At 46.6% G+C, this 20,338-nt stretch carries 18 protein-coding genes and 1 pseudogene; 7 read left to right on the forward strand and 12 right to left on the reverse strand.

Translation table 11 applies throughout. From position 1 onward, the window contains the following. Nucleotides 1-606: 606 nt before the first annotated feature. Nucleotides 607-834 (forward strand): annotated as a pseudogene (locus QUB24_RS23485) (RNA-guided endonuclease IscB); the annotation flags it as partial. A 153-nt stretch (nucleotides 835-987) separates the two neighbouring features. On the opposite strand, the gene QUB24_RS23490 reads toward QUB24_RS23485, so the two are convergent. From QUB24_RS23490 to QUB24_RS23530, 9 genes are all read right to left on the reverse strand, one after another. Further along, entirely contained in the window at nucleotides 988-2,202 is a 1,215-nt protein-coding gene (locus QUB24_RS23490) for an FAD-dependent oxidoreductase (protein WP_333155889.1), read from the reverse strand. A 228-nt stretch (nucleotides 2,203-2,430) separates the two neighbouring features. Further along, nucleotides 2,431-3,963, reverse strand: a complete 1,533-nt coding sequence (locus QUB24_RS23495; protein WP_333155890.1) for an NAD(P)/FAD-dependent oxidoreductase — start codon at nucleotides 3,961-3,963, stop codon at nucleotides 2,431-2,433. Nucleotides 3,964-4,268: 305 nt separating this feature from the next. Continuing rightward, on the reverse strand, nucleotides 4,269-4,754 hold the full coding sequence (locus tag QUB24_RS23500) for a CRR6 family NdhI maturation factor (RefSeq protein WP_333155891.1): 486 nt from the start codon (nucleotides 4,752-4,754) through the stop codon (nucleotides 4,269-4,271). A gap of 175 nt (nucleotides 4,755-4,929) precedes the next feature. After that, nucleotides 4,930-6,936, reverse strand: a complete 2,007-nt coding sequence (locus QUB24_RS23505) for a DUF3685 domain-containing protein (protein WP_333155892.1) — start codon at nucleotides 6,934-6,936, stop codon at nucleotides 4,930-4,932. A 47-nt stretch (nucleotides 6,937-6,983) separates the two neighbouring features. Next, complete coding sequence (locus QUB24_RS23510) at nucleotides 6,984-9,203, reverse strand: hypothetical protein (RefSeq protein ID WP_333155893.1); 2,220 nt, start codon at nucleotides 9,201-9,203, stop codon at nucleotides 6,984-6,986. Between the two features lie 1,003 nt (nucleotides 9,204-10,206). Further along, nucleotides 10,207-10,671, reverse strand: coding sequence for a Fur family transcriptional regulator (locus tag QUB24_RS23515; RefSeq protein ID WP_333155895.1), 465 nt, complete (start codon nucleotides 10,669-10,671; stop codon nucleotides 10,207-10,209). A gap of 227 nt (nucleotides 10,672-10,898) precedes the next feature. Further along, nucleotides 10,899-11,960, reverse strand: a complete 1,062-nt coding sequence (locus tag QUB24_RS23520; protein ID WP_333155897.1) for an Hpt domain-containing protein — start codon at nucleotides 11,958-11,960, stop codon at nucleotides 10,899-10,901. 82 nt (nucleotides 11,961-12,042) lie between these two features. Further along, complete coding sequence (locus QUB24_RS23525; protein ID WP_190733539.1) at nucleotides 12,043-12,297, reverse strand: hypothetical protein; 255 nt, start codon at nucleotides 12,295-12,297, stop codon at nucleotides 12,043-12,045. After that, entirely contained in the window at nucleotides 12,261-12,407 is a 147-nt protein-coding gene (locus QUB24_RS23530) for a hypothetical protein (protein WP_333155898.1), read from the reverse strand. Before QUB24_RS23530 ends, QUB24_RS23525 begins: the two co-directional genes overlap by 37 nt. 107 nt (nucleotides 12,408-12,514) lie before the next feature. On the opposite strand from QUB24_RS23530, the gene QUB24_RS23535 reads away from it, so the two are divergent. Further along, nucleotides 12,515-13,174: a DUF1345 domain-containing protein gene (locus tag QUB24_RS23535; RefSeq protein WP_333155899.1), complete on the forward strand. Its 660-nt coding sequence runs from the start codon at nucleotides 12,515-12,517 to the stop codon at nucleotides 13,172-13,174. 163 nt (nucleotides 13,175-13,337) lie between these two features. Continuing rightward, nucleotides 13,338-15,686 (forward strand): hypothetical protein, encoded by a 2,349-nt coding sequence (locus QUB24_RS23540; protein ID WP_333155901.1) that lies wholly within the window; start codon nucleotides 13,338-13,340, stop codon nucleotides 15,684-15,686. Between the two features lie 169 nt (nucleotides 15,687-15,855). Here the strand turns inward: QUB24_RS23540 and QUB24_RS23545 are convergent, their stop codons facing one another. Together QUB24_RS23545 and QUB24_RS23550 are read right to left on the reverse strand one after the other, a co-directional pair. Next, complete coding sequence (locus QUB24_RS23545) at nucleotides 15,856-16,197, reverse strand: DUF5615 family PIN-like protein (RefSeq protein ID WP_333155903.1); 342 nt, start codon at nucleotides 16,195-16,197, stop codon at nucleotides 15,856-15,858. Beyond that, nucleotides 16,194-16,427: a DUF433 domain-containing protein gene (locus QUB24_RS23550; RefSeq protein ID WP_333155904.1), complete on the reverse strand. Its 234-nt coding sequence runs from the start codon at nucleotides 16,425-16,427 to the stop codon at nucleotides 16,194-16,196. Before QUB24_RS23550 ends, QUB24_RS23545 begins: the two co-directional genes overlap by 4 nt. Nucleotides 16,428-16,573: 146 nt before the next feature. Between QUB24_RS23550 and QUB24_RS23555 the strand changes: the two genes are divergently transcribed. From QUB24_RS23555 to QUB24_RS23570, 4 genes are all read left to right on the forward strand, one after another. Further along, nucleotides 16,574-16,834, forward strand: coding sequence for a sulfiredoxin (locus QUB24_RS23555; protein WP_333041516.1), 261 nt, complete (start codon nucleotides 16,574-16,576; stop codon nucleotides 16,832-16,834). Between the two features lie 68 nt (nucleotides 16,835-16,902). Then, the gene (gene dps / locus QUB24_RS23560; protein ID WP_333155906.1) at nucleotides 16,903-17,451 is read left to right on the forward strand and encodes a DNA starvation/stationary phase protection protein Dps; all 549 of its coding nucleotides are present in this window, start codon (nucleotides 16,903-16,905) and stop codon (nucleotides 17,449-17,451) included. 43 nt (nucleotides 17,452-17,494) lie between these two features. Next, nucleotides 17,495-18,199, forward strand: coding sequence for a helix-turn-helix domain-containing protein (locus QUB24_RS23565; RefSeq protein WP_333155907.1), 705 nt, complete (start codon nucleotides 17,495-17,497; stop codon nucleotides 18,197-18,199). Nucleotides 18,200-18,601: 402 nt separating this feature from the next. Beyond that, entirely contained in the window at nucleotides 18,602-18,928 is a 327-nt protein-coding gene (locus QUB24_RS23570; RefSeq protein WP_041623653.1) for an STAS domain-containing protein, read from the forward strand. Nucleotides 18,929-18,984: 56 nt separating this feature from the next. Here the strand turns inward: QUB24_RS23570 and QUB24_RS23575 are convergent, their stop codons facing one another. Next, nucleotides 18,985-20,121: a SpoIIE family protein phosphatase gene (locus tag QUB24_RS23575; protein WP_333155908.1), complete on the reverse strand. Its 1,137-nt coding sequence runs from the start codon at nucleotides 20,119-20,121 to the stop codon at nucleotides 18,985-18,987. Nucleotides 20,122-20,338: the final 217 nt, after the last annotated feature.

Genomic DNA, 20,338 nt, shown 5'->3' on the forward strand with positions numbered 1-20,338 from the left:
CCTGAAGTTTGTTCGCCATATTGGATTTCCTCTACTTTTACCCTATATTTTAGTGTACCTTCATAGTGAATTGGTATACTAAAGACGAGTATGTGAAGGTCAAAGGCGAAAAAAGCCCCTACGACGGTGATATAGCTTACTGGGCTGCAAGAACTGGAGAGCATCCTGAGTTGCCTAAACGGAAATCAATTCTGCTCAAGCAACAAAGACAAAGATGTATTCATTGTGGGTTATACATCACCGATGTACTGGATACGGAAGTCCACCATAAGGACAAAAATCACAAAAACAATTCATGGGTAAACCTTGAACTTGTACACACAATCTGTCACGACCAGATACACGGTAACTACACATATGAAAGAAATCACGCTGAAGGGAAACAACGGCAGGTTGGAATCTACGGAGTATTGATAGATGAATTTCCGTTCTATATCTAGCCCCCAAAGAGGAGATAGGCAAACGCCACACTCCCCCCTAAACCTGAATAACGGCAAGAGGCTTGCTATGACAAAGCGTCCACAGTTGAGGAGCCGTGTGAAAGGAAATCTTTCAAGCACGGTTTTGAAGACCAGCGGGGGAGGTGACAAACCCGCTGAGTTCAACCCATCTCGTCACCGTACCAAAACCCAGATTCACAAAGGTTTCCAAACAGGCGATATCGTTAAAGCGACCGTTACCTCTGGGAAAAAAATAGGCTTTTACGTTGGGCGGGTTCTTTGTCGAGCAAGTGGTAGTTTCGATATCGCTACGGCGACCGGAAGAGTTGCGGGCATTAGTCACAAATACTGCACACATATTCACAAAAAAGATGGTTATAGCTATAGCTATTGATTTGGTAATTAAAGGGGTATTGAACCCCCTTAATTACCACTCCTATCCCTCCCCATGTCTAAAGCCAGGGGCTTCTCGGAGGTTCTGGTGAGAGTGTTGCACTGGCAAGAAATTTACTGAGATTTGCGAGAGTTTGTAGCATCACAATTGAGATCACCCGATTAATTTCGCGACTCGCAAAGCAGAGGTAATGGCTCCTTCGTGCAAACCATCCCCCAAATAAGCTCCCGCATGATAAGTGTTGTTCTCGCCATTAGTCTCTATAACTTCATCTCGATATCCAAAAGACTCGACAGTGTACAGCGGCGTGTGATGTTTCTGAATGTGAATAATGTGCTGTTGGGCGATCGACTCCTCCAATTGAAATGCTAAACTGTACTCTGGTGGCGATGAGATGCCGCAAAGCTGATTCAAGCTCGCATTATATCCCCATCCCTTGTCCGTCTCGAAAAAATCAAATTCTGATAACTTGCGGATACCGTAGCGATCGTACATTGATGTATCCGAATGCAGTACAGTGGTTGCATAATTGGCTTTCCACGCCGAAAACCGCTTCGTTTCCGCCTCCGTCGGGTCAGACAATAGCCTCATCACTTGGTCTGGTGGCATCGCAAAAACCACCTTATCAAATTCCTGGATTTCCCCATCAGAAAGCACAATTTTTACAGCATCCGCACTTCTAAAAATATTGGCAATTTCCACATTTAGCCGTATATCCCCCTTAAACCGCTCCAAAATCTTTTCAATGTAAGAATACACCCCGCCTTTAATTCTCACCCAGTTGACCGAGCCATATTCGCGTAGAACAGGCATCGCTAATTCTGCCGGGAAATTGTCGAGCAATTCAAACGGTATCGAGTAGCTGTACATCGTCAGCAACTTCAGCCAATAATTGCGGACGCACGAGCTTTTCAAAGACTCAGAAAGCGGCACATCGTAGAAATCATGCTGTTTAGCAAACCGCATTTTTAAAATAAATCCCGCCGAACGAGCGTAGAGACTATCAAGTCGCAAATACTCGATCAGGCGTTGGATTCCGGTGAAATTCTTTTGGATAGATACCGCCGACAAAAAGTGGGTGCCATCTTTAAAAAACAGCGCGGAACCAATCTGCACTGGTTCTAATTCAACGCCTAGCTCCTGCATAAAAGCCGCGAAATTGTAAAACACAGTGGGAAATTCCAGCACGCCATTTTCTAATATTTCATTGCACTCCGATTGATTGGGTACAACATTTTTGTTCAGCGTCCGAATGTGTCCGCCTAAAATCGGCTGACTTTCCAACACAGTGACGTGATGCCCCTGTTTATCGAGCCAGTAGGCTGCTGCCATACCACTGGCTCCGCCCCCAACAATTGCAATTCTCATAGTTCACTCCTAGATTGATAGAATGGAACATTAATCATCGAATGCTTAAGAGCTGTTGGAGAAACGATCCGATCCCCCCTAACCCCCCTTCTTAAGGGGGGGACAAGAACCTTTTTCTAGCTTTCTCTCGTTGCCAGGTTGGATGTGATGCCCTTTTTATTTTTTAGTCTGCGGAGGCAGACTTCGTTTCTGTAGTAGCGATTTCAATCGCCGAGTAACCAATTCCTCCTAGCCTAAAATCGCATCGCCGGATAAACGTTGATAAAGCAGCGCCCCCGTCCAAAATGTCGGTGCAAAGCCTGGATAGCCCGAAGAGGCGTTGCAGAAATAGAAATTGTTGAGGGATGTTTCATGATTTAGTCGAGCGACCCCCATGTTGCGCGGCGTCAGACTGGAACCGTAGGAATTACCGTTAGGACACCAACAGAAGCGCTCGTTAGTCGTCGGACTTCCGGTAACATGAAAGACCATGTGTTTGCGGAAATTCGGAACATAGTGTTTTTCAACTACATCTAAAATCGAGTCCAGAATCTCTTGTTTCTTCTGTCTGTAAGCTTTGCGATCCGTCTCCCAAAGCTGTTTAAAATAGCTGTAATTAGCAACAGTCAGAAATTCGACAATTTGACAATCTTCTGGACAATCCCGCCGCGCTTGGGTCAGTAAAGTTGGCGTTGTAATTGCAAAGCTCGGACGAGAAAAATCATTTTGCTCATACATTTGAGCAAAAGCTTCATTTAGATCCAAGTGTTCCGAATGAAACGTATTCCACTTGCCAAATCCATAGTCTCGGAGATCGATATCTTTGACAACGCAGTACACCATGTAGTTAGAGGCAGAATACTCATAGTTGAGTTTCCGCCGCACTTTTTTAGAGAACAGTTCCTCTCCAATCATCTTGGCTGCTCTTTTCGGGTCTAGGTTGCAAATTACGTTTTCCCCCGTGAATTCATGGGTTTGATGCGTGGTCAAATCCATCGCTTCAACTCCCGTTACTGTTCTGTTTGTTAGCCTAAAGTTCGTGACTTCATGGTTTAGTAGAACTTTTCCCCCGTTGGATTCAATGACATTAACTAAAGAATTGATGACATCTTCAAAATGCTGCGTCGGGTAAAATGCGCCTTCTTGATAGCCTCTAAACAAGGCAATCCAAGCATAGAAAGAAAGCTGATTTGGAGGCAGCAAAAAGTCCGGCCATTGCAGGGCTAATAAGGTTTGGGCGGCTTGCGGGAGTTGGAACTTGTCGAAAACGTCCTGAAGTGTACTATTGAGGTGTTGGACAGCACAGAATACGTCACCGAAATTTTTGAGCAATTCAATTGGTTTGACCGGAGGAGCGAGTTTTCTGAGTCCGTTGCCGGTTTTCTCGACTTCGTTGACGAATTGGCGAATTCTCTCGCCCGCTTCGGGAAACAGCGCCGACAATCTGCGGATCAGTTCCTCTGGTTCCGAGGGAATATCGAGCGCATACCCAGGCATCCTCATGTGGTCGAAGCCATTCGGATCGTACCGTTCAAAGGTGACATCTCGATCGAGACCGAGTTTTTTGAGAACTCGATTGACTGTATGTCCTTCGCCGCAGTCCCAAACGTAGTGGAATTGGGCATTAAACGTGTATTTGTTGGCCATCGTAAAGGTGTGACCAAAACCTCCCGGATGTTCGTGAGCTTCGAGGATGTGTACGGTTTTGCCGGAGTTGGCCATCAAAGCTCCGAAAACCAGTGCTGATAAACCACTGCCGACGATGAGGTAATCTGTTTTCATGGTAAATTTCCTCGATCGATTGAATCGGGCGATCGTTGTCTATTTAAACTAACTCTCAATTCTGAGAAAATTCTGAAGTCCAGCAACAATTTTTTGAGGCGCGCTGGTTTTATGATTGTATTAAAGTCTGATTGCGGTTGCTGTTAAGCTTAATTAACCTGTTGTGGATAGAACTTATAGCTGCGGAGGCGGACTGGAAATCCCGCCCCACAAGAGAAGAAACCGGGTTTATACCTTTGTTGGTAACTCTTAAGGCATAGAGTAGCCTACCTAATTAGGACGATTTTAATTAGAGGCGCGCTCGCTTATTTGTGAGGCACAATCACATCAAAAAAAGCATCTTCCAAATCATAACCAAACATCTGCGACATCGCCATCAACTTCGATTTACTGGGGATTCCCTGCTGATTCAACCAATCAGTCAACACAAAAATTTTGTTCATCAAAAACATTTCCAAAGCTTCAGGATTGTACTGAATACCTTGGGTGCGGTGGAACTGGTGCGGCACCAACATCGCGGCATAGCGCGCCAATTCTCCTGCTTTCCAATCCAGCAAAAATGGCAGCCAAGGATAACAAGCATCCAAGCGAATAAACCACAGCCGCACTTCCGGAATTTCCGAAATTTCTCGCGGATCTAACTCTTCGCGCGGATACTCAATTTCAAATTGTAGCTGTTGTTCGTTTTGGGCGATCGCTCCTGCGGCCAGCCACTTTTCAATCGCAGTCCGCACCGGAGACAAATCTAAACTGTTTATGCGATCGGCATCTATCGCTATCATAATACTCATAAAATGTCAACCCATTTTAATTTTTAGATTAATCCCACAGATGAATCCGGGAGGCCAGTACCCAATTGCTTGATTGTCAACTGTCTACCATTTAGTTATCATACCACCAGCTATAAATATTTTAGCTCACTCATGACTACCAACTAATGACTAATGACTAATGACTAATGACTAATCACCCATTTTTCCCAAACTTACTATCTTGCAAAGAATTACCAATCCCCTGGATAATTCCCCGCCCGATCAAACCAATTCCCCGCCCTATAACCTGAGTCAAAAAGTAAACAACCCCAGCACCCAACAGCGAAATAACCGCGCGAACTCTAGGTGCGATCGCATCCCTGGTTTCCAGCAGCAAAGTCAAGGCTAACTGCCACCCAGACAACTGTGCTAGCTCCAGATTTCTCGGAGCATAAATAGAAATTTTCTTAATTCCAGAATCGCCCAAAACAAACAGCCAAAACCTGCTTTCAAAAATAGCTTTCGGTTCTACAAAATAGCTATCCCAGCGATATCTCCACGACAAATTATTCCGAAACCGCTCAATTTCTCGTGTCGAAATCAACTTACCATCGTAAAAAATTTGCTTGATTTCTTCAATATTCGCCAAATTATTTAGTAGAGGCTGTACCACTCCGCTAGCAACTTGAATTGCCAAATTTTCTAACAAAGCTTCAGCTCGCTGCATTGCTTCCGGGCTGCCAGCAATACAAGAAATATTGTCAACTGTTAGAGGAATTTCAAATAGCAAATGTGCCAAAAAATCAACTGTCATCGGTATTTTATCAAGGATTTCTGCTGCAACTACATCAGCATCTGCCAGCAGTATCGGCACAACTTCTACGCTACTGCCTGCCAAGAGATAAGCAGCGCTTCCCTGTTGACTTTCTGCCACTTTCAAGATTGTTTTACTGCCATCTAAAACCTGATTTTCTCCTGTTTGCAGTGTATAGTATCTGCCAAAAAAATCTATGATTGTCGCCAGCCACAAATCCCGTAAAATAGCAGGCATTTTTTGCGACAATTGAGTTTGCTGCACTTGCGAAAAGCGCAATTCCTCCAGCAAATCCTTTAACTTCCGCAGGATGGAACTCATCAATTCACGCTTTTTTGGCGATCGCAAAATATCGATTTCCAAAGGCAAGCCAGTCAAATTCACCAAATCAAACTGCAATTTAGCCGCCACCGAATCAAACAAGCTACCTTGCCAATTAGTTGCAACCACCAAAGATTCAGTGGAAACTTGGAAATTCGCTAATTGCGATGGAGAATTATTTAACAAATTCTCGCCTCTAATTTCTGCTTTCTCCCCTCTGCCTTCTCCCCTCTGCTTTCTGCCTTCTGCTTTCTCCCCTGTTCCTTCTTCCTTCTTCCTTCTTCCTTCTTCCTTCTTCCTTCTTCCTTCTTCCTTCTCCCCTTTTCCTTCAAATAATAACTGACTGACAATCCAGCGAGCAGCCAGCAATTCTCTGCGGCGTCCGCTGAGTACAACCCCATCTAAAATAGATGGCAAATCTGTGGGTTCTGCGGCTCTGATATCTTGTAAATCAGCTTGAACAACCGCCAAAGTTGCATCTATTTCCCGTAGTCCAGAAAGACAAAAATAAGCCAGCATTTTTTTGTGTACTGGCGTATCAACAGTCGAATTATCTGCATTTTTATCTGCATTTTTATCTGCAATTGCTGCGGAGTTTTCTCCTGTTTGAACCACCGCTGCATTATTTAGTTCTATTTCCCCGTTAGTTGCTGTATCTGTCGGGCAATAAGTGCCACCAGATGCCACCGCGCGAATAGCTTCGATTGTCAGGGAAATATCTCTACCTTTAGGACAATAGCCATTCGCGCCCGCCGCCTGTACCTTGGCCAACAGATCCGGTGTCAGCGGCCCGCCTAGCAGCAACAGAGGCAGATTGGGGTACAAAGTTTTGAGTTCGCGACAAAATCCCAGCGCCTCTATTTGACCCGATCGCAAATTTAGGGTTTCAACAGCCAAAATTACCAAATCTGCGGGCTTCTTGGCTGCTCCAGAGTCGATCAAGCGAGCTTCTAGAACTCGCAAACCCTCGGTTGCCGTTGAAACCTCTGCAACAACTTGCAAGTCTGGATACTGCTCGCAAGCGACTCGCAGCCCCAGCCGGAAAATGGGGTCGCCCTCGATCGTCAGCACTTGGAAATTACTCACTTGATTTTAGATTTGAGATTTTAGAGACCGATCGCGCGAAAACCCAATTACTCGGGGATCAAATTAGCATCAGGAGGCCCAGCCGATTCAGGAATCGAGGGCGGCGCGGGTTCTGGAGCCGGAGCCGGAGGAGGAGGTTCCGGAGCCGGAGCCGGGGCCTCTTCTCTAGCGGGCGGATAGTAAGGTTCCGGCTCTCTAGCGGGCGGATAGTAAGGTTCCGGTTCCGGCTCCCTCGCGGGCGGATAGTAAGGTTCCGGCTCGGGAGCAGGCGGATTGTAAGGTTCGGGAGCCGGGGCCTCTTCTCTCGCAGGCGGATAGTAAGGCTCTGGCTCTGGCGCGTACTCCTCCTGGCGAGGAGCTGGCGCGTACTCCTCCTGGCGAGGAGCTGGCGCGTACTCCTCCTGGCGAGGAGCTGGCGCGTACTCCTCTGCTGGAGCCGGCGCGTACTCGCGAGCGGGTTCCGGCGGCGGCGCACTGTTTGCTCTGAGTTCAGCACTCCAGCGCCCGATCGCCCCTGCTGCCTCTGAATACAGCGCCCTACCGTAACCGATTTGGGAAGCCGTATCGATCGCCGCTCCTAGACTGCCTTGAGATGCCAATTCCGCAGCGCGATCGAGAATCGGTCGGTCTTGAGCCACTTGCAGTTCGCTCACCCACTGATAGACATTATCCTGAGCTTTCGCGTACAAAGTCCTACCGCTCTTAATTTGCGAAGCTTTTTCAATAGCCGCACTAAGTTTTCCTTGCTTCGCCAGGGCGATCGCTTCATCCAAAAAAGGCTGATCTTGAATAACTTCTATGCGTTTCGTCCACTGAGCCAGCAGAGTTTGCGCTTCTATCCTGCGGGGGCGGTTTTGAGCGATCAGGAGTAGCTGAGCCATACCGCCCTTGAGTCCTTCCACCGTCTGCGCTTGGGCCAACTGCTTCGCCAGAGTCAGAAAAGATTGGTCTTCTATCCGCTCAATTTCCCGGCGCCAAGAAGCCACTAAAGTTTGAGCGTGAATCCGCCGCGGCTGCTTAAGTCCGATAGTTTGCGCTTGCTCGATCGCGAGTCCAAACGTCCCTATCTGACCGAAACTAGCGATCGTGCTCGCCACTTGCAGCCGCAGCAAATCTTGAAACTGCACCTGCAAATTTTCAATTTGAACTTGAGCTTGCTTGTACAGAGGGCGACCAGGAGCTATTTGGCTAGCAGCCCCCTGCCCTTCAAGCAAGCTAAAAATGTGTTGTGGCAGCGGAGTTGATATCGACTGGTTCCAAGTCACTGCCTGAGCTCTACCCAACTGCATCAAATCTTGAGCTTCCGCAAATAGTAGCGAATCCTGTGGCACAACTGAAGCAGCCTCGATCGCCCCCGGCAGGTCTTTCGCCCCCAACCGCTTAGTAGCCATTGCCAGCAAAGTCCGGCTCCAGCCCTCAATTTCCTTCTCAGCTTTAGCGCGGGCAAAAAGCTGCGAGTCTATTTTGCGAGCCAGGACGATCGCCTCAGCGAACTTTTGCGGAGTTCCGTCCTTCGCCAAATCTCTAGCCTCTTGCAAGCGTTGCCAGCCGTTTCTTTCCAAAGAAATCTGCTGGATCAGCTCGTTGTACCGCTTCTGACTCCAGAAAACATTTTCCAGCTTGAACAAAGCTTGAGCATAATCCCAAGCCTTCCTTAAATCCTCACTTTTCAAAGCTTCTAGGGCTGTATCGTAGAGTTTTTGGCCCTCCTGCCAATTTTTTTCCCAAGCAGTCACAGCCTCCTCTACCTCTGGGTAAGACGGACTGGTTTTCGGAATTTTCGCCACAATCTCCAGAGCGCCTTTCAAATCGCCCAGTTCAATTTTTGCCCTGGCAAATCCCAGAATGGCTTTCGACCATTCCCCTATCAAATGTTGACCTTGCGAGTATAGCGGATGTTCTTTCGGCCAAGCCTGCACCAATGCCATTGCCGATTCTAGCTGTTCTAGCTTGCCCGACTTAGCAGCTTGTTGAGCGCAGTAAAGTCGCTCTCCGTCCGCCGCCAGCGGCGACAGTTGCTGGCAATTCGGCGGTGGCGGCATCGTCAGCAACCACAGAAATGCAGCGGCACCGGTTACTCCAAATCCCACCAGGAGACTCAGCCAGATAAGCTGCCACTGCCAAAAAGTTCTTTTTCCCTCGGTCGGCCCGGCCGTTACGAAGGAACTCGCATCGCCTGTCGCCTCTGCACTGAACTGTGCCGTCGGTTTAGGGGATGGGTTGTATTGCGGTGGTGTGTGGAATTGGTCAGATTGTCGTCTCGCCATTACTTCAGCCTGTCCTGTAATGCGCACTCTTCACGTGACACTCCCACATCAAATCATAGATTGTGATGTCGGCTTCTAACTCCTGTTAAGGAGATCGAGAACTTCCTTCAAGGTACTGGCCATCTTTCCCTCTACGGCGTTTTATAGTGAGGTTTGTGTCTGGCCCCACTGGTTGCTTCCGAGTATTTTAGGCTCTTGAGGCACGTAAATCATACCAGTTATCAAACAGTTATTGACAGATTCCGGGGCCGTTTAGCAGAAAAAACAGTATAAAGCCCCCGTCAGTCCATCAATTTTAGATTTTAGATTTTAGATTTTAGATTTGACTCCGCAGATGAATTGGGGTAAGGATTAACTACCAGCCGGGAAGTCCCGGGCGTATATTTAGAGGGGATTAATCTGAGCGCTCGGCCCCGTACCCCGTTGGGAATTACGCCCGCGTGATGAAAGGCTCGTCGGGTTTCGGTACCCAAACCGACAATTATTCTTTTATACCCCAAGATGCTCGGGAAATACTCTGATACTATATTAGCAAGTGGGGGTGGAACTACCTCACTATAAAAAGCATGAGAAAAAAAGGAAAAAGAAGCCTGCGGTCTAACTGTACTCAGTTGACCGTCAGGTTTGTTCACACTAAGGTCTTATATTAAATCCGGGTCAGAAATTTCCTTATCAGACTCAGCATTTGAAACCGCCACTACACCAACTTTCGTCTCCTCCAAGCCGATTAAAAATAAAGGGGCACTACAGCCGGATTTGGTCTACACTTTACGTGTAGCGGGTAGAAATGATTTTTTGGGTATAGTCGTAAATTTTATTCTCGATCGCCAAACTTGTCGATCGAGTTTCATTTTTATGTTTTCATTTTTTTTCTACTGTGCCGAATTCCGGCGCGCTACGGCAAAAAAACCGATCGAACCCAGCAAAATACTTAAATCATTTATACCACCGATCGGCCCAGCACAAAGATCGGTTTTGCTTCCAACAGCCGCTGCTTTATCCGTTACGAAGCCTTTGGCGTATCGCTGACACTCGATGCTTGGGTGGCGGACTCGGCCGATCGATATCCGTAGAAATCTATCCGGTAGTCTACAATTTTGACACCCGTTTGCTCTTGGATTAGCTCGATCAAGTCGATCGGCAATTCCACATGAACGTCCAGAATCTGAGCCGTATCAAGACAATTGACGTGAGAGTGAGAGTCGCTGACATTGCCGTACAAGCGTCCCTCGGAGCGTTCTATGCACTCAATAATCCCTGCTCTCGACAAAGCTTCTAGATTTTGATACACAGAAGTATGCCCGATCGAATGCGCTTGTTTGTTGAGGCGATCGTAAATTTCGCGAGCCGAGAGGTGTTCTTTTGCCTCCCACAAAAGTTCTAGAATAAATCGACGCTGGCGGCTCAAGCGCATTCCCATCGCCTGACAGCGGTTTAAAGCATCTTCTAATGAACGAATTGGTTTCACAGCTACCGCCTTCTAAAGCCTGCTCGATTTTTAATTCTGGTACAATATTGCACGCCTACATATCCACTAATTCTAACGCAGGCTTGCCCAACAGTAGAAGGTAGAGGGCAAAAATATCGAGTGAGTGAATTTTTTCGAGTTGCTGCTCAACTCCGGCTGCCAGCACCCCCAGACAATTATCCGCCTCACAAATATTGCTTTGATTCTATCTTCTACTGCAACACCTCCTAGTTCGAGGATTTGATGGCGTTAACCAGTAACTTGGCGATTTCCGAGAGTTGCTTTTTGTTGAAAGTTTTGAGCAAAAGCTTGACTACGGCCTTCGGTTCGGCGGGAAGTGCGACTTGCTTCGACGCTGCGGCTGGGGCTGCTGGGGCGCTTGGCTCTGCAGGTTTTGGGCTTGCTGCCAAAAGTAGCAAATTTTTACTCGGAACGATCGTCTTGACTTTCCCCACTTGTACTAAATCGCCAGCTTCCTTGAGTTCTTTGATAATCAGCGGAGCTAAGACTTTATAAGAGTTTTTGGGATTAACGATCGCCGCTCTAGCTGTTTTAACTAAATTTTGCCAAGTCTCAATTTTACCTCCCAACTTATAGAGGCGAACGCACACAGCAGTCAACTCAGAGCGACTAGCAGCCGATTCTTTCTGCTTGAACACCTGCAACATTTCTTTGAGTAAAGTCATCACTTCAACAGCAAAATTCGCCGGCACAGCGCCCGCTGTTGGAGCGACGGGCGTACCAGACCCAGCAGCAGCCTGCACTTTGCCCGACGCCAATTTATCGAGATGAGTTTCCAGTTGAGCAAAAACAGGCATCACCTGCTGCACGAGTTTTTCTCCCTCCTCATTCCTCAAGCCGAAAGGCCCCTCCAGTCGCCCCAGCAAGTCCTTAAGCGTATCAACTCCCTTTAAAAATAGGGATTCTGCCGTTTGGTCAACCTGCTTGACGGGCCCGTCCTTGAGCACCTTAAAACAATCTTCCAAGCGGTGAGCGGTTGTTTTAATACTATCTAAGCCAAGCATAGCCGCCCCTCCTTTCACGGAATGGGCGGCTCGAAACATCTCTTGGACGCTTTCGGGGTCTTTCATCGTGGACTTTAAATCCACTAAACCATTTTCTAGAGTATCGAGGTGCTCCTTAGCCTCCTCTATAAACAAACGCATAATTCGGTCTTGCTGATCTGACACGACAGTCCTCCTAACAATCTGTGCACCCTCCAGAAAGCACCCTCTTCGCGGGAGAAAACACGACTCCTGCCAAAAGTCGGAAGCTCCCATGCAAAACATTCTAGCCTGCCTCAGCTAGCAGACTCAAAATACTGGTGTCAGGGCAATCTTAGCTCTAAAACTGGTGCGGTGGAGATTGAGCCTAGAGTTCTGAGGGAGTATCTGGAGCGACTTCAATACCCATTCCTTGTTTCATCATCTGCTGAGCCGTAATCAAGTCGCTTAACTCCTTGACTTCGACGCCGATGTCTTGGCAAGCCTTTTTCAATTCCCGCTCGAAGGTGTTGAGGTCGCTTCCGTAGCCGCAGAGCTTCGCGGCTGTGGCGATTCCTTGTTGGGCGTTAGCTTTGGCGCAGTCGATCAATTCAATGCCTTTGAGCGGTTGGGAGGATGCCATAATTTCAAGCCACAATTTATCTTTTCTCCCACTGTACCTAGAACGTTGAGGTCGATCGATCTATCGAAAGGCATGAAAAATTCTGCCTGTGCTGCGTGTTGCCAATTCATAGTTAATTTTTGGGATTGCCTGCCAAGATAGCAGTAGTTTAGATTTTCTAACCCTGACTGTGCCTAAATTACAGTAGATTATTGTGAAAAATGTTTCCCAATCTAAAATGCACTGGGTCTGGAGCGTCCGGCACCGCGTGTTTGTGTCTTTTCTCTTTGCTATGGCAGTTGCTGTGTTGCTGCCACCTGACTATCTCCCCCTGACTCGGACGCTGTGCATTTGGAACGCGGGCGCGGTCAGTTTTCTGATTTTGACTTGGATGCTGATGCTGCAAGGCACTCCCGAAATGATGCGCCACCACGCTCAGCAGTTGGATGCTGGCCGCTTAACAATCTTAAGTACGATCGTGGCCGCGGCTTGTGCTAGCTTGTTAGCCATCTTCTTCCTGCTGCGCGATACCAAAGGCTTGTCCCCGAATTTGCTATTTCTGCACTTGGGGCTTTCTGTCCTCACAATTGTTGGGTCTTGGATGCAGGTACACACTATCTTCACGATGCACTATGCCCGCAGCTACTACAAAAACCGCAGCAAGCAGCACGGCAGTTACTTGCAGGCGGGGGGTTTGGATTTTCCGGGCGACGAGGAACCTGACTACAAAGATTTTTTATATTTCTCTTTTGGTATTGGCATGACTTGCCAAGTTGCAGACGTGCAGATCACTTCTCGTTCCACGAGGTATCTCGTGCTTTTTCACAGCGTGCTGTCGTTCTTTTTTAACACCGCTATTCTGGCTATGAGCGTCAATATTATTGCGGGATTGAGTTGAGATGATTCTGTCGCAGCGGAAAGTTTCACGCTAATAATAGTTCGACTGCTTAGATTAGATCGGGGCGGTCTATCCAAGTTATCTGTCCGAGTTGAGTATTTTAATAAAGTCCTGCTATCATTGGGATGGAGAACTAAGTATCATGGTTTAGGTGAGTTTTACAGTGAGTAAGAAGAAACGGAAGAAAGAGAAAACCTCTGCCCAAGCCAATAATAAAAACCAGTCTAAAGGTTTTGCCACTTGTCGCGTCGAAAAAGAATTTACTGGATTCACTTATCACAAGATGTCATCACCGTTGGAGGGAATGACTGAAGACGAAAGAGTTGAATTTATTAAGAAATTAGGTGAAAACTTCGAGCAACAATTTGAGACCTCTTTTGAAACATTGCAAAAACAAATTTTTCAGGTTGAGCCTTGTTCTTTACTATCGTTTTTTGCCTACTACGATTTAACTACTTCACCCGGTATAAATCGTGAATGGACTGAAAAAAATCCAATCCTTCAACATCATGTAGAATTTCTACAAGGTCTTCTTCTTCAGCATTCACAAGATTCATTTGATTTCAGACCAGCTCTACCACAAGACTTTGTTGAATTTCGCCAACTGGTTCAGGATGTCACACGGGGATTTAACATGAAATCTTTATCCATAGCAGATCCATCGACAACCATAGAGCAGCATCAGAAGCTTATCACAGTAGAAGGGATCAGGGCAGATACTCAAGCTGTACGTAACTGGGGATATCCGCAACAAGTTAAGCGGATTGTTTCGGATTTATTCTCAAGCCTGGATGATACGATCGAGCAAAGAATTGGAGTTCGAGTTGGTTGTTTAGTTGAAATGTGGTTCCAAATACTCGATATTGTTGAGTACAGAATTAATCAGCATCGGAATTTAACTCTGCCTTCACTCCGAGCCAAAAGTATCAAAATTGCTATCAAAAAATATTATCAAGCTTTTCCCGATCTTACTTCATCTCCAGAAGACCTCTCAGCCTATGTTCAAGAGGAAGGTTTAACTCTTGACGGCTTAAGAGCTATTATTTTCAGTCAAAGTGATCTACGACTAAAACATATTTACACATTAACACTCGATACGTTTGTAGATGCTTACCCAAAAGCTGTTAATCCAGAAGCATTAAAAGATGTCCTGAATGCCTGGTCGCTATCTTTCGGAGATTTATCAGACTGGAATCCAGAACATTTATTTCTTGGCAATCCTGTTTGGCAGAAACCTCTCATCAAGCTTGAGGTTGGAACTTATTTCTGCCCAGTAATAACACTATTCTCCAATTATTTCATAGATATTATGGAAGCTATTATTAAACCTCATGCTGAAATTTATAAAAAATATGAAGAGCGTAGGGGAAAATTTTTGGAGCAAGAGATTTATCAGCTTTTCCAAAAAGCTTTCCCATCTGCCAAGGTTTATCAAGGTAGCGAATGGTTCGATCCTACAACCAAGCAGACTTTTGAAACTGACCTTCTGGTTTTACTCGACTCTTATTTGCTAGTTGTGGAGGCTAAATCAGGTAGAGTGACTGAAGCGACAAAGCGTGGGGCATTTGAGAGCCTAAAGAAGATTGTCAAAAAATTAATGGTAGAACCATCCATTCAATCGAAAAGATTTTGTGATTACCTGATAAAAAATCCAGGTTTGCATCAGTTGAAGAATCGCAAAGGCGAATTAAATGAAGTTGACTGTTCCCAAGTACGTGAGGTGGTTCGATTGAGTATTACTTTAGAGTCATTAGGTACTCTTTTTTGTCGTTCAACCGATCTGAAACAAGCGGGTTTAATTGCATCTGATCTTGAAATGTCTCCAACTATGTCTCTTGCTGATCTCGAAATTATCTTGGAAATTTTGGAGGGAAGTTGTGAGAAACTACACTACTTAGTGCGGCGAGCCGAATTTGAGAAAAATGCTGATTATAATGGCGATGAGATTGATTTGCTTGCGTTCTATCTTGATACAGGGTTTAATATCTTAAATACTGAGTTCGCTCAACAGCGTCTTCGCTTACGTGGACTGTCAAACATTTTTAATCCATTTTTTCTGAGAGAATTACCTAAAAGTGAAACTCCTAAACCGAAGCCTAAATTAACACATTGGTGGAGAAGCATTATCCAGCATATTGAAGCACAGCAGCCTGAGCGTTGGACTGAAATTGGTTGTGTACTTCTCAATTTTACTCATGATGAGCAAATAAAGTTTGAAGAACAGTTCAAACGAATTAAAAAAATTGTCAATAAGTTTTGGCAACTACCCGATCACAATAATACTTGTATATTCATTAGTGAAGCAAGTCCCGATCGCGCCGTAGTGGCTGGCTTCGCCTATAAGCGTATTGATGAAGAAAAAATAAATCACATAATGAGAAATACTCTGGATGAAGCTAGGAGCATTTCTCCTGTCAGCCGAGTTGTGGTTATTGGGGTAGATGTTGAGCAAAATGATTATCCATACAGTGTAGCTGCCTGGGATCTCAGTGAAGATGAGAATGCTTTTTAGTAAATGGACAATTGACAAGGGAAAATATAGTTTGAAAGCTCGAAACTTGAAAAGTGTAGACCGCAATCGAAGAATCCCGCCACAACGAACGGTTGAGCGATTTTGGTGTGGATGCAGAGTTTAGTAGTCGCTGAACGCAATCATTATTCCGTTATCAGCAATATTGGCTTCAAGGGTTGTTGCTGATTTCGACGATCGCCTCTCCTTGACGCAATCGTTCTATTGCATCAGGTAAAGTGGCAGTTAACAATTGTCGCAGGTTACGGTTTGTTACATTGCCACAGGTCAACCACAAAATTTGAGGGGGCGCTCCTAATCGACATACCAAATCGATGAAGTCGCTGTCTTTGGTCATAATCACAGCTTTTTCGGCTTGTGCTGATTCAAAAATTTCGGTATCTTGGGCATCTCGCAGTTGAATATCTCGCAACGCAACCGCTTCTAAATTAAAGTTATCTGTCAGCCAATTTGCGAGAGTTGGTGGCAGTTGAGCATCGATCCATATCTTCATGCCGTCAGTCTTGGGAAATCGGTACGTCGTGCAGCAAACACTAAGCAAGCTTGAATATCTGCAAGCTCCAAGTCAGGGAAATCTTCTAAAATCTCAGTAACGCTGACGTTCTCAGCCAGCATTTCTAGGATGTCCGTGACTCGAATTCGCATTCCTCGAATGCAGGGACGACCACCACACTGACCGGGGGTTTGGGTAATGCGAGTTAACAAGCCAGTCGTTGAGTTCATCAGGGGTTGCCTGTAAGTTGCTTTGTTCGTCTCCATCTTACTGAGTAATCATCTCGAAAGCAGGTTTTTGCGTAAGTCCTCATATTTATTGACAAAGCGAAGTCATTACGAGTATGATTAAGCAATAAGCAAAACAGACCAACGCCATGAGGATCGAAGAAATACCCCTCAACCAGATTCGCCGCCCCCTGCCGCGAGTCAACGACCAAACTAAAGTCGCCGCCCTCATGGAATCCATCCGCGAGGTAGGTTTAAACGAACCCATCGACGTGCTAGAAGTAGATGGTCAGTATTACGGATTTTCCGGTTGCCATCGGTACGAAGCTTGCCAGCGTCTCGGTTTAGAAACTATCCGCTGTAAAATACGCCGAGCTCCCCGTGCGGTGTTGCAGATGCACCTAGCCTGAGCCTCTCAACAGAAATTCATGACAGGCAAATATTCGATCGACCATCACTAATAACAAGCTAAAAACCTATGACTACCAACAACCACAAACAACATCTTTACCCCACCCGCATCGATATGTCAGCCGCCACCCGCTCTCAAGTAGTGGGGCTGCTCAACGCCACGCTAGCAACGACTCTGGACTTAAAAACTCAAGTCAAGCAAGCTCACTGGAACGTCAAAGGCATGGACTTCTACCAGTTGCACTTGCTATTTGACGAAATGGCAACAGAACTCGAAGAATACATCGATTTGGTTGCCGAACGGGTCACAGCTTTGGGCGGTTTGGCTGTAGGAACAGCCCGCACAGCCGCCGCAGATTCGATCCTGCCAGAATTTCCTTTCGACATTTTAGATGGGAAAGAGTACGTGACGGCTTTGGCCGATCGCTACGCACCCTACGCCCAACACCTGCGAGTCGCCATCGACAAAGCAGACGAACTCGGCGATGCCGATACAGCGGATCTTTACACCGAAATTTCGCGGACAATTGACAAGCGTTTGTGGTTCCTAGAAGCGCATTTGCAAGGTTCTGCGACAACTGCAACAGCCACCGCTGCAAAAGTTGCCGTCAAATAGCCACAAAAAAATTGTGGGGTAGGCGCAGGAACCCGCCCCACAGATGTATTTCCTTAAGGCTCGTGACAGTTTACGATCGAGAATATGTCCATTTATTAATTTGGATGAGTTTTTCGTGACTGCCAATATTCCAGATTATGCTCCTCAACTGCAACGCCTGATGGAACAGGCGGGGCTTTCGAGCGATCGAGAACTCAGCCAAAAAGCAGGAGTTTCCGAGATCCAGCTAAGTCGCCTGCGTCGCGGCTTAGCCCTCCAAACCAGAGCCGACATCCTGCTCAAAATTAGTCAAGCTTTGCAAATTTCCTTAACCGAACTGCTCACAACCTTGACGCCAAACTATGTAGAGTTAGAAAAGGCACCACCGACAGCCCTAGAACAAGAATATCAGCGCCTGCAAGCTTCGATCGAACAGCAGCGAGAATCTTTGATGCAGGAATTCCAGCTATCTAGCGTGCAAATTTTAGAATCTTGGATGTTGCAGTGGCCGACTGCTGCGAGCAAAGCTCAGGAAAATCACAACTTGCGGGCTCAGAAACTACTGCCCTTGCTGCGGCCAGTCGAGCAGTTATTGGAGCATTGGGGGATAGAGTCGATCGCCCCAGTCGGAGCCGAGATTCCCTACAACCCCCAACAGCACCAGCTCATGGAAGGAACAGCCGAGCCCGGAGAACCCGTCAAAGTCCGCTACACAGGGTACAGACAAGGCGACAAACTGCTCTACCGCGCCAAAGTTAGCTCAGTTTGATTAATACCAGAAGGCATTCGGCAGAACAAAGATTGTCCCTCTCTCAAAATTCACTCCAGGCGAAGCGCTGCGACTGCGATCGGCGTTACGATCCGCGACGAGCACCATCTTTTGCACTCAAAACTATTCTCCCGCTCTCAGGCTTTGGCGCTTTCCCCTCCCTTATATCGTTTCCGGTTGCATCGGAATCATAAAATCGAGTCAACAGTTAATACTCAACCATTGAGTTTTTCCACCCCTCCTTCAACAGTCAACAGTCAACAGTCAACAGTCAACAGTCAACAGTCAACAGTCAACAATCACGGACGATGCCAGCGGAATTGATATTATTTGGATCGGAGTCCATCTCGCAGCTATACTAGCGTAGTCTGGTTAGTAATTCTGATATTCCCACCGCAAAATATGAGTCCTGTAGTTAAAATTATTCAGCCCTCTGGCATTTTAGACGGCACCAAGGCAAGTCAATTCCGCCAAGAGATTAGCGACCTAGTGGAAGCGGGAGCCGATGTGGTATTGATAGACTTCACTGATGTGACATTTATGGATAGTTCTGGTTTAGGCGCTTTAGTATTGGCGCTCAAAACAGTCCGGGCCGCTGGGAGTCAATTAGTTGTCTGTTCTATCAACGAGCAAATCCGCATCTTATTTGAACTCACCAGCATGGATCGAGTTTTCGAGATATTTCAAACCCGCGATGCTTTTAATAGCAAAATTCTCTCAACTAACTAAATCTTTGGGCTGCTGCCTTCTTGCTATTTGGTCGCAGATGCAATGCAAGAAGTCAGCTAGCCAAAGTTTACCTTGAGTAAAGACCAATCATCATCAAAAACTGCTTTAGCGTTCAACTTTTGAATGTAGTTCAAAACCAGCTCTAACTGGTCGGCACTTGCACCGTTGTAAGCTGCTAACAGGTCGATGAAAGGGTCAAGCCCCCAGATATTGCCGTCAGGTTGGTGAATCTCGTATACCCCGTCGCTAAAGATGTAGAGAGTGCTCAAATCCTCGACATCGCAGCAATTATCGACATAGGGGGCGTCGGGGAACATCCCGACCGGCATTCCGGGGGTTTTTAATCGCTGGATTTTAGCAGTGCTCGCAGGCGACTGGGAAATCAACACGGCTGGTGGATGGCCGGCGCTGGCATAAACTAGCTGGCGAGAAATGCGGTTGTAAACGCCGTACCAGATGGTGAAATACTTGTCATTTTGGTAGCTCATCTGGAAGGTGGTGTTCAGGGCGCGCAAAACGTCGCTGGGTTTGTAGTAGTCTATGTTGGGGAGCGTGCGCGATCGCAGCAAATTCAGCACGGCCACCGAAGGCAGCGCCGCCCGCAAACCGTGACCGGCTACGTCGAGCAAGTAAATCGCCAAATAATCGGCATCTAGCCAGTTGTAGTCGAAGCAATCTCCCCCCAACTGCCGGGAGGGAATGAATTTTGCTTCGATGCTGAAAGGTTCCTTCATCGGATCTGGCAGCAGCGATTGCACGTACTCGGCGGCCTCGGCTAATTCTGCTTCCAGACTTTGCTTGGCTATTTTCAAATCTCGGCTGAGTTGGTGCAGCCTCAATCCTGCGCGTACTCTTGCCTGTAATTCGTTGAGTTCGATCGGCTTTGAGATAAAATCGTCGGCACCGGCGTCGAGGCCTTTGACTCGATCGGCGATCGAACCCAAAGAAGTCAACAAAAAGAATTGTGTAGTTGACAGATCCGGATCTGCCTTAACTCGACGGCAGACATCGATGCCGGTCAAGCGCGGCATGATCCAATCGCAAATTATCAAGGCCGGACGCAATTTTTGCGCCTGGGCTACACCGTCTTCGCCATTGCTTGCTACTGTTACTTCGTAACCCTGTTTTTTCAGGGTTCTTCTCAGCAGTTCTTGAACAGCCGTATCATCGTCAATAACCAGAATTTGAAACATGGGCACTTAGGTACTACAAGTTTTTCAAGGTCTGGGGGTCATTTAAAATATATCCTGTCAGCGCCCTTGTCTGAGATTGAGTATAGTTGATTGACATCGCTTTCGAGGTAATTGCTTTTGAGGGCGGGTCGTTGAGTTCAATTTACGTTAAAATTTGATAGAAATTTGGCGCGATCGAACTTCACTCAGTTTATACTCAGAATATAAATTTTTATAG

Origin of the sequence: Microcoleus sp. B9-D4 (genome assembly GCF_036705105.1) — a bacterium.
Classification (GTDB): domain Bacteria; phylum Cyanobacteriota; class Cyanobacteriia; order Cyanobacteriales; family Microcoleaceae; genus Microcoleus.

Excerpts from the sequence above, each read along its gene's own strand:
- QUB24_RS23490 (WP_333155889.1), bottom strand. The coding sequence starts at position 2,202 with ATGAGAATTGCAATTGTTGGGGGCGGAGCCAGTGGTATGGCAGCAGCC.
- QUB24_RS23495 (WP_333155890.1), bottom strand. The coding sequence starts at position 3,963 with ATGAAAACAGATTACCTCATCGTCGGCAGTGGTTTATCAGCACTGGTT.
- QUB24_RS23500 (WP_333155891.1), bottom strand. The coding sequence starts at position 4,754 with ATGAGTATTATGATAGCGATAGATGCCGATCGCATAAACAGTTTAGAT.
- QUB24_RS23510 (WP_333155893.1), bottom strand. The coding sequence starts at position 9,203 with ATGGCGAGACGACAATCTGACCAATTCCACACACCACCGCAATACAAC.
- QUB24_RS23520 (WP_333155897.1), bottom strand. The coding sequence starts at position 11,960 with ATGTTTTGCATGGGAGCTTCCGACTTTTGGCAGGAGTCGTGTTTTCTC.
- QUB24_RS23525 (WP_190733539.1), bottom strand. The coding sequence starts at position 12,297 with ATGGCATCCTCCCAACCGCTCAAAGGCATTGAATTGATCGACTGCGCC.
- QUB24_RS23530 (WP_333155898.1), bottom strand. The coding sequence starts at position 12,407 with ATGAATTGGCAACACGCAGCACAGGCAGAATTTTTCATGCCTTTCGAT.
- QUB24_RS23535 (WP_333155899.1), top strand. The coding sequence starts at position 12,515 with ATGCACTGGGTCTGGAGCGTCCGGCACCGCGTGTTTGTGTCTTTTCTC.
- QUB24_RS23545 (WP_333155903.1), bottom strand. The coding sequence starts at position 16,197 with ATGAAGATATGGATCGATGCTCAACTGCCACCAACTCTCGCAAATTGG.
- QUB24_RS23550 (WP_333155904.1), bottom strand. The coding sequence starts at position 16,427 with ATGAACTCAACGACTGGCTTGTTAACTCGCATTACCCAAACCCCCGGT.
- QUB24_RS23555 (WP_333041516.1), top strand. The coding sequence starts at position 16,574 with ATGAGGATCGAAGAAATACCCCTCAACCAGATTCGCCGCCCCCTGCCG.
- dps (WP_333155906.1), top strand. The coding sequence starts at position 16,903 with ATGACTACCAACAACCACAAACAACATCTTTACCCCACCCGCATCGAT.
- QUB24_RS23565 (WP_333155907.1), top strand. The coding sequence starts at position 17,495 with ATGTATTTCCTTAAGGCTCGTGACAGTTTACGATCGAGAATATGTCCA.
- QUB24_RS23570 (WP_041623653.1), top strand. The coding sequence starts at position 18,602 with ATGAGTCCTGTAGTTAAAATTATTCAGCCCTCTGGCATTTTAGACGGC.
- QUB24_RS23575 (WP_333155908.1), bottom strand. The coding sequence starts at position 20,121 with ATGTTTCAAATTCTGGTTATTGACGATGATACGGCTGTTCAAGAACTG.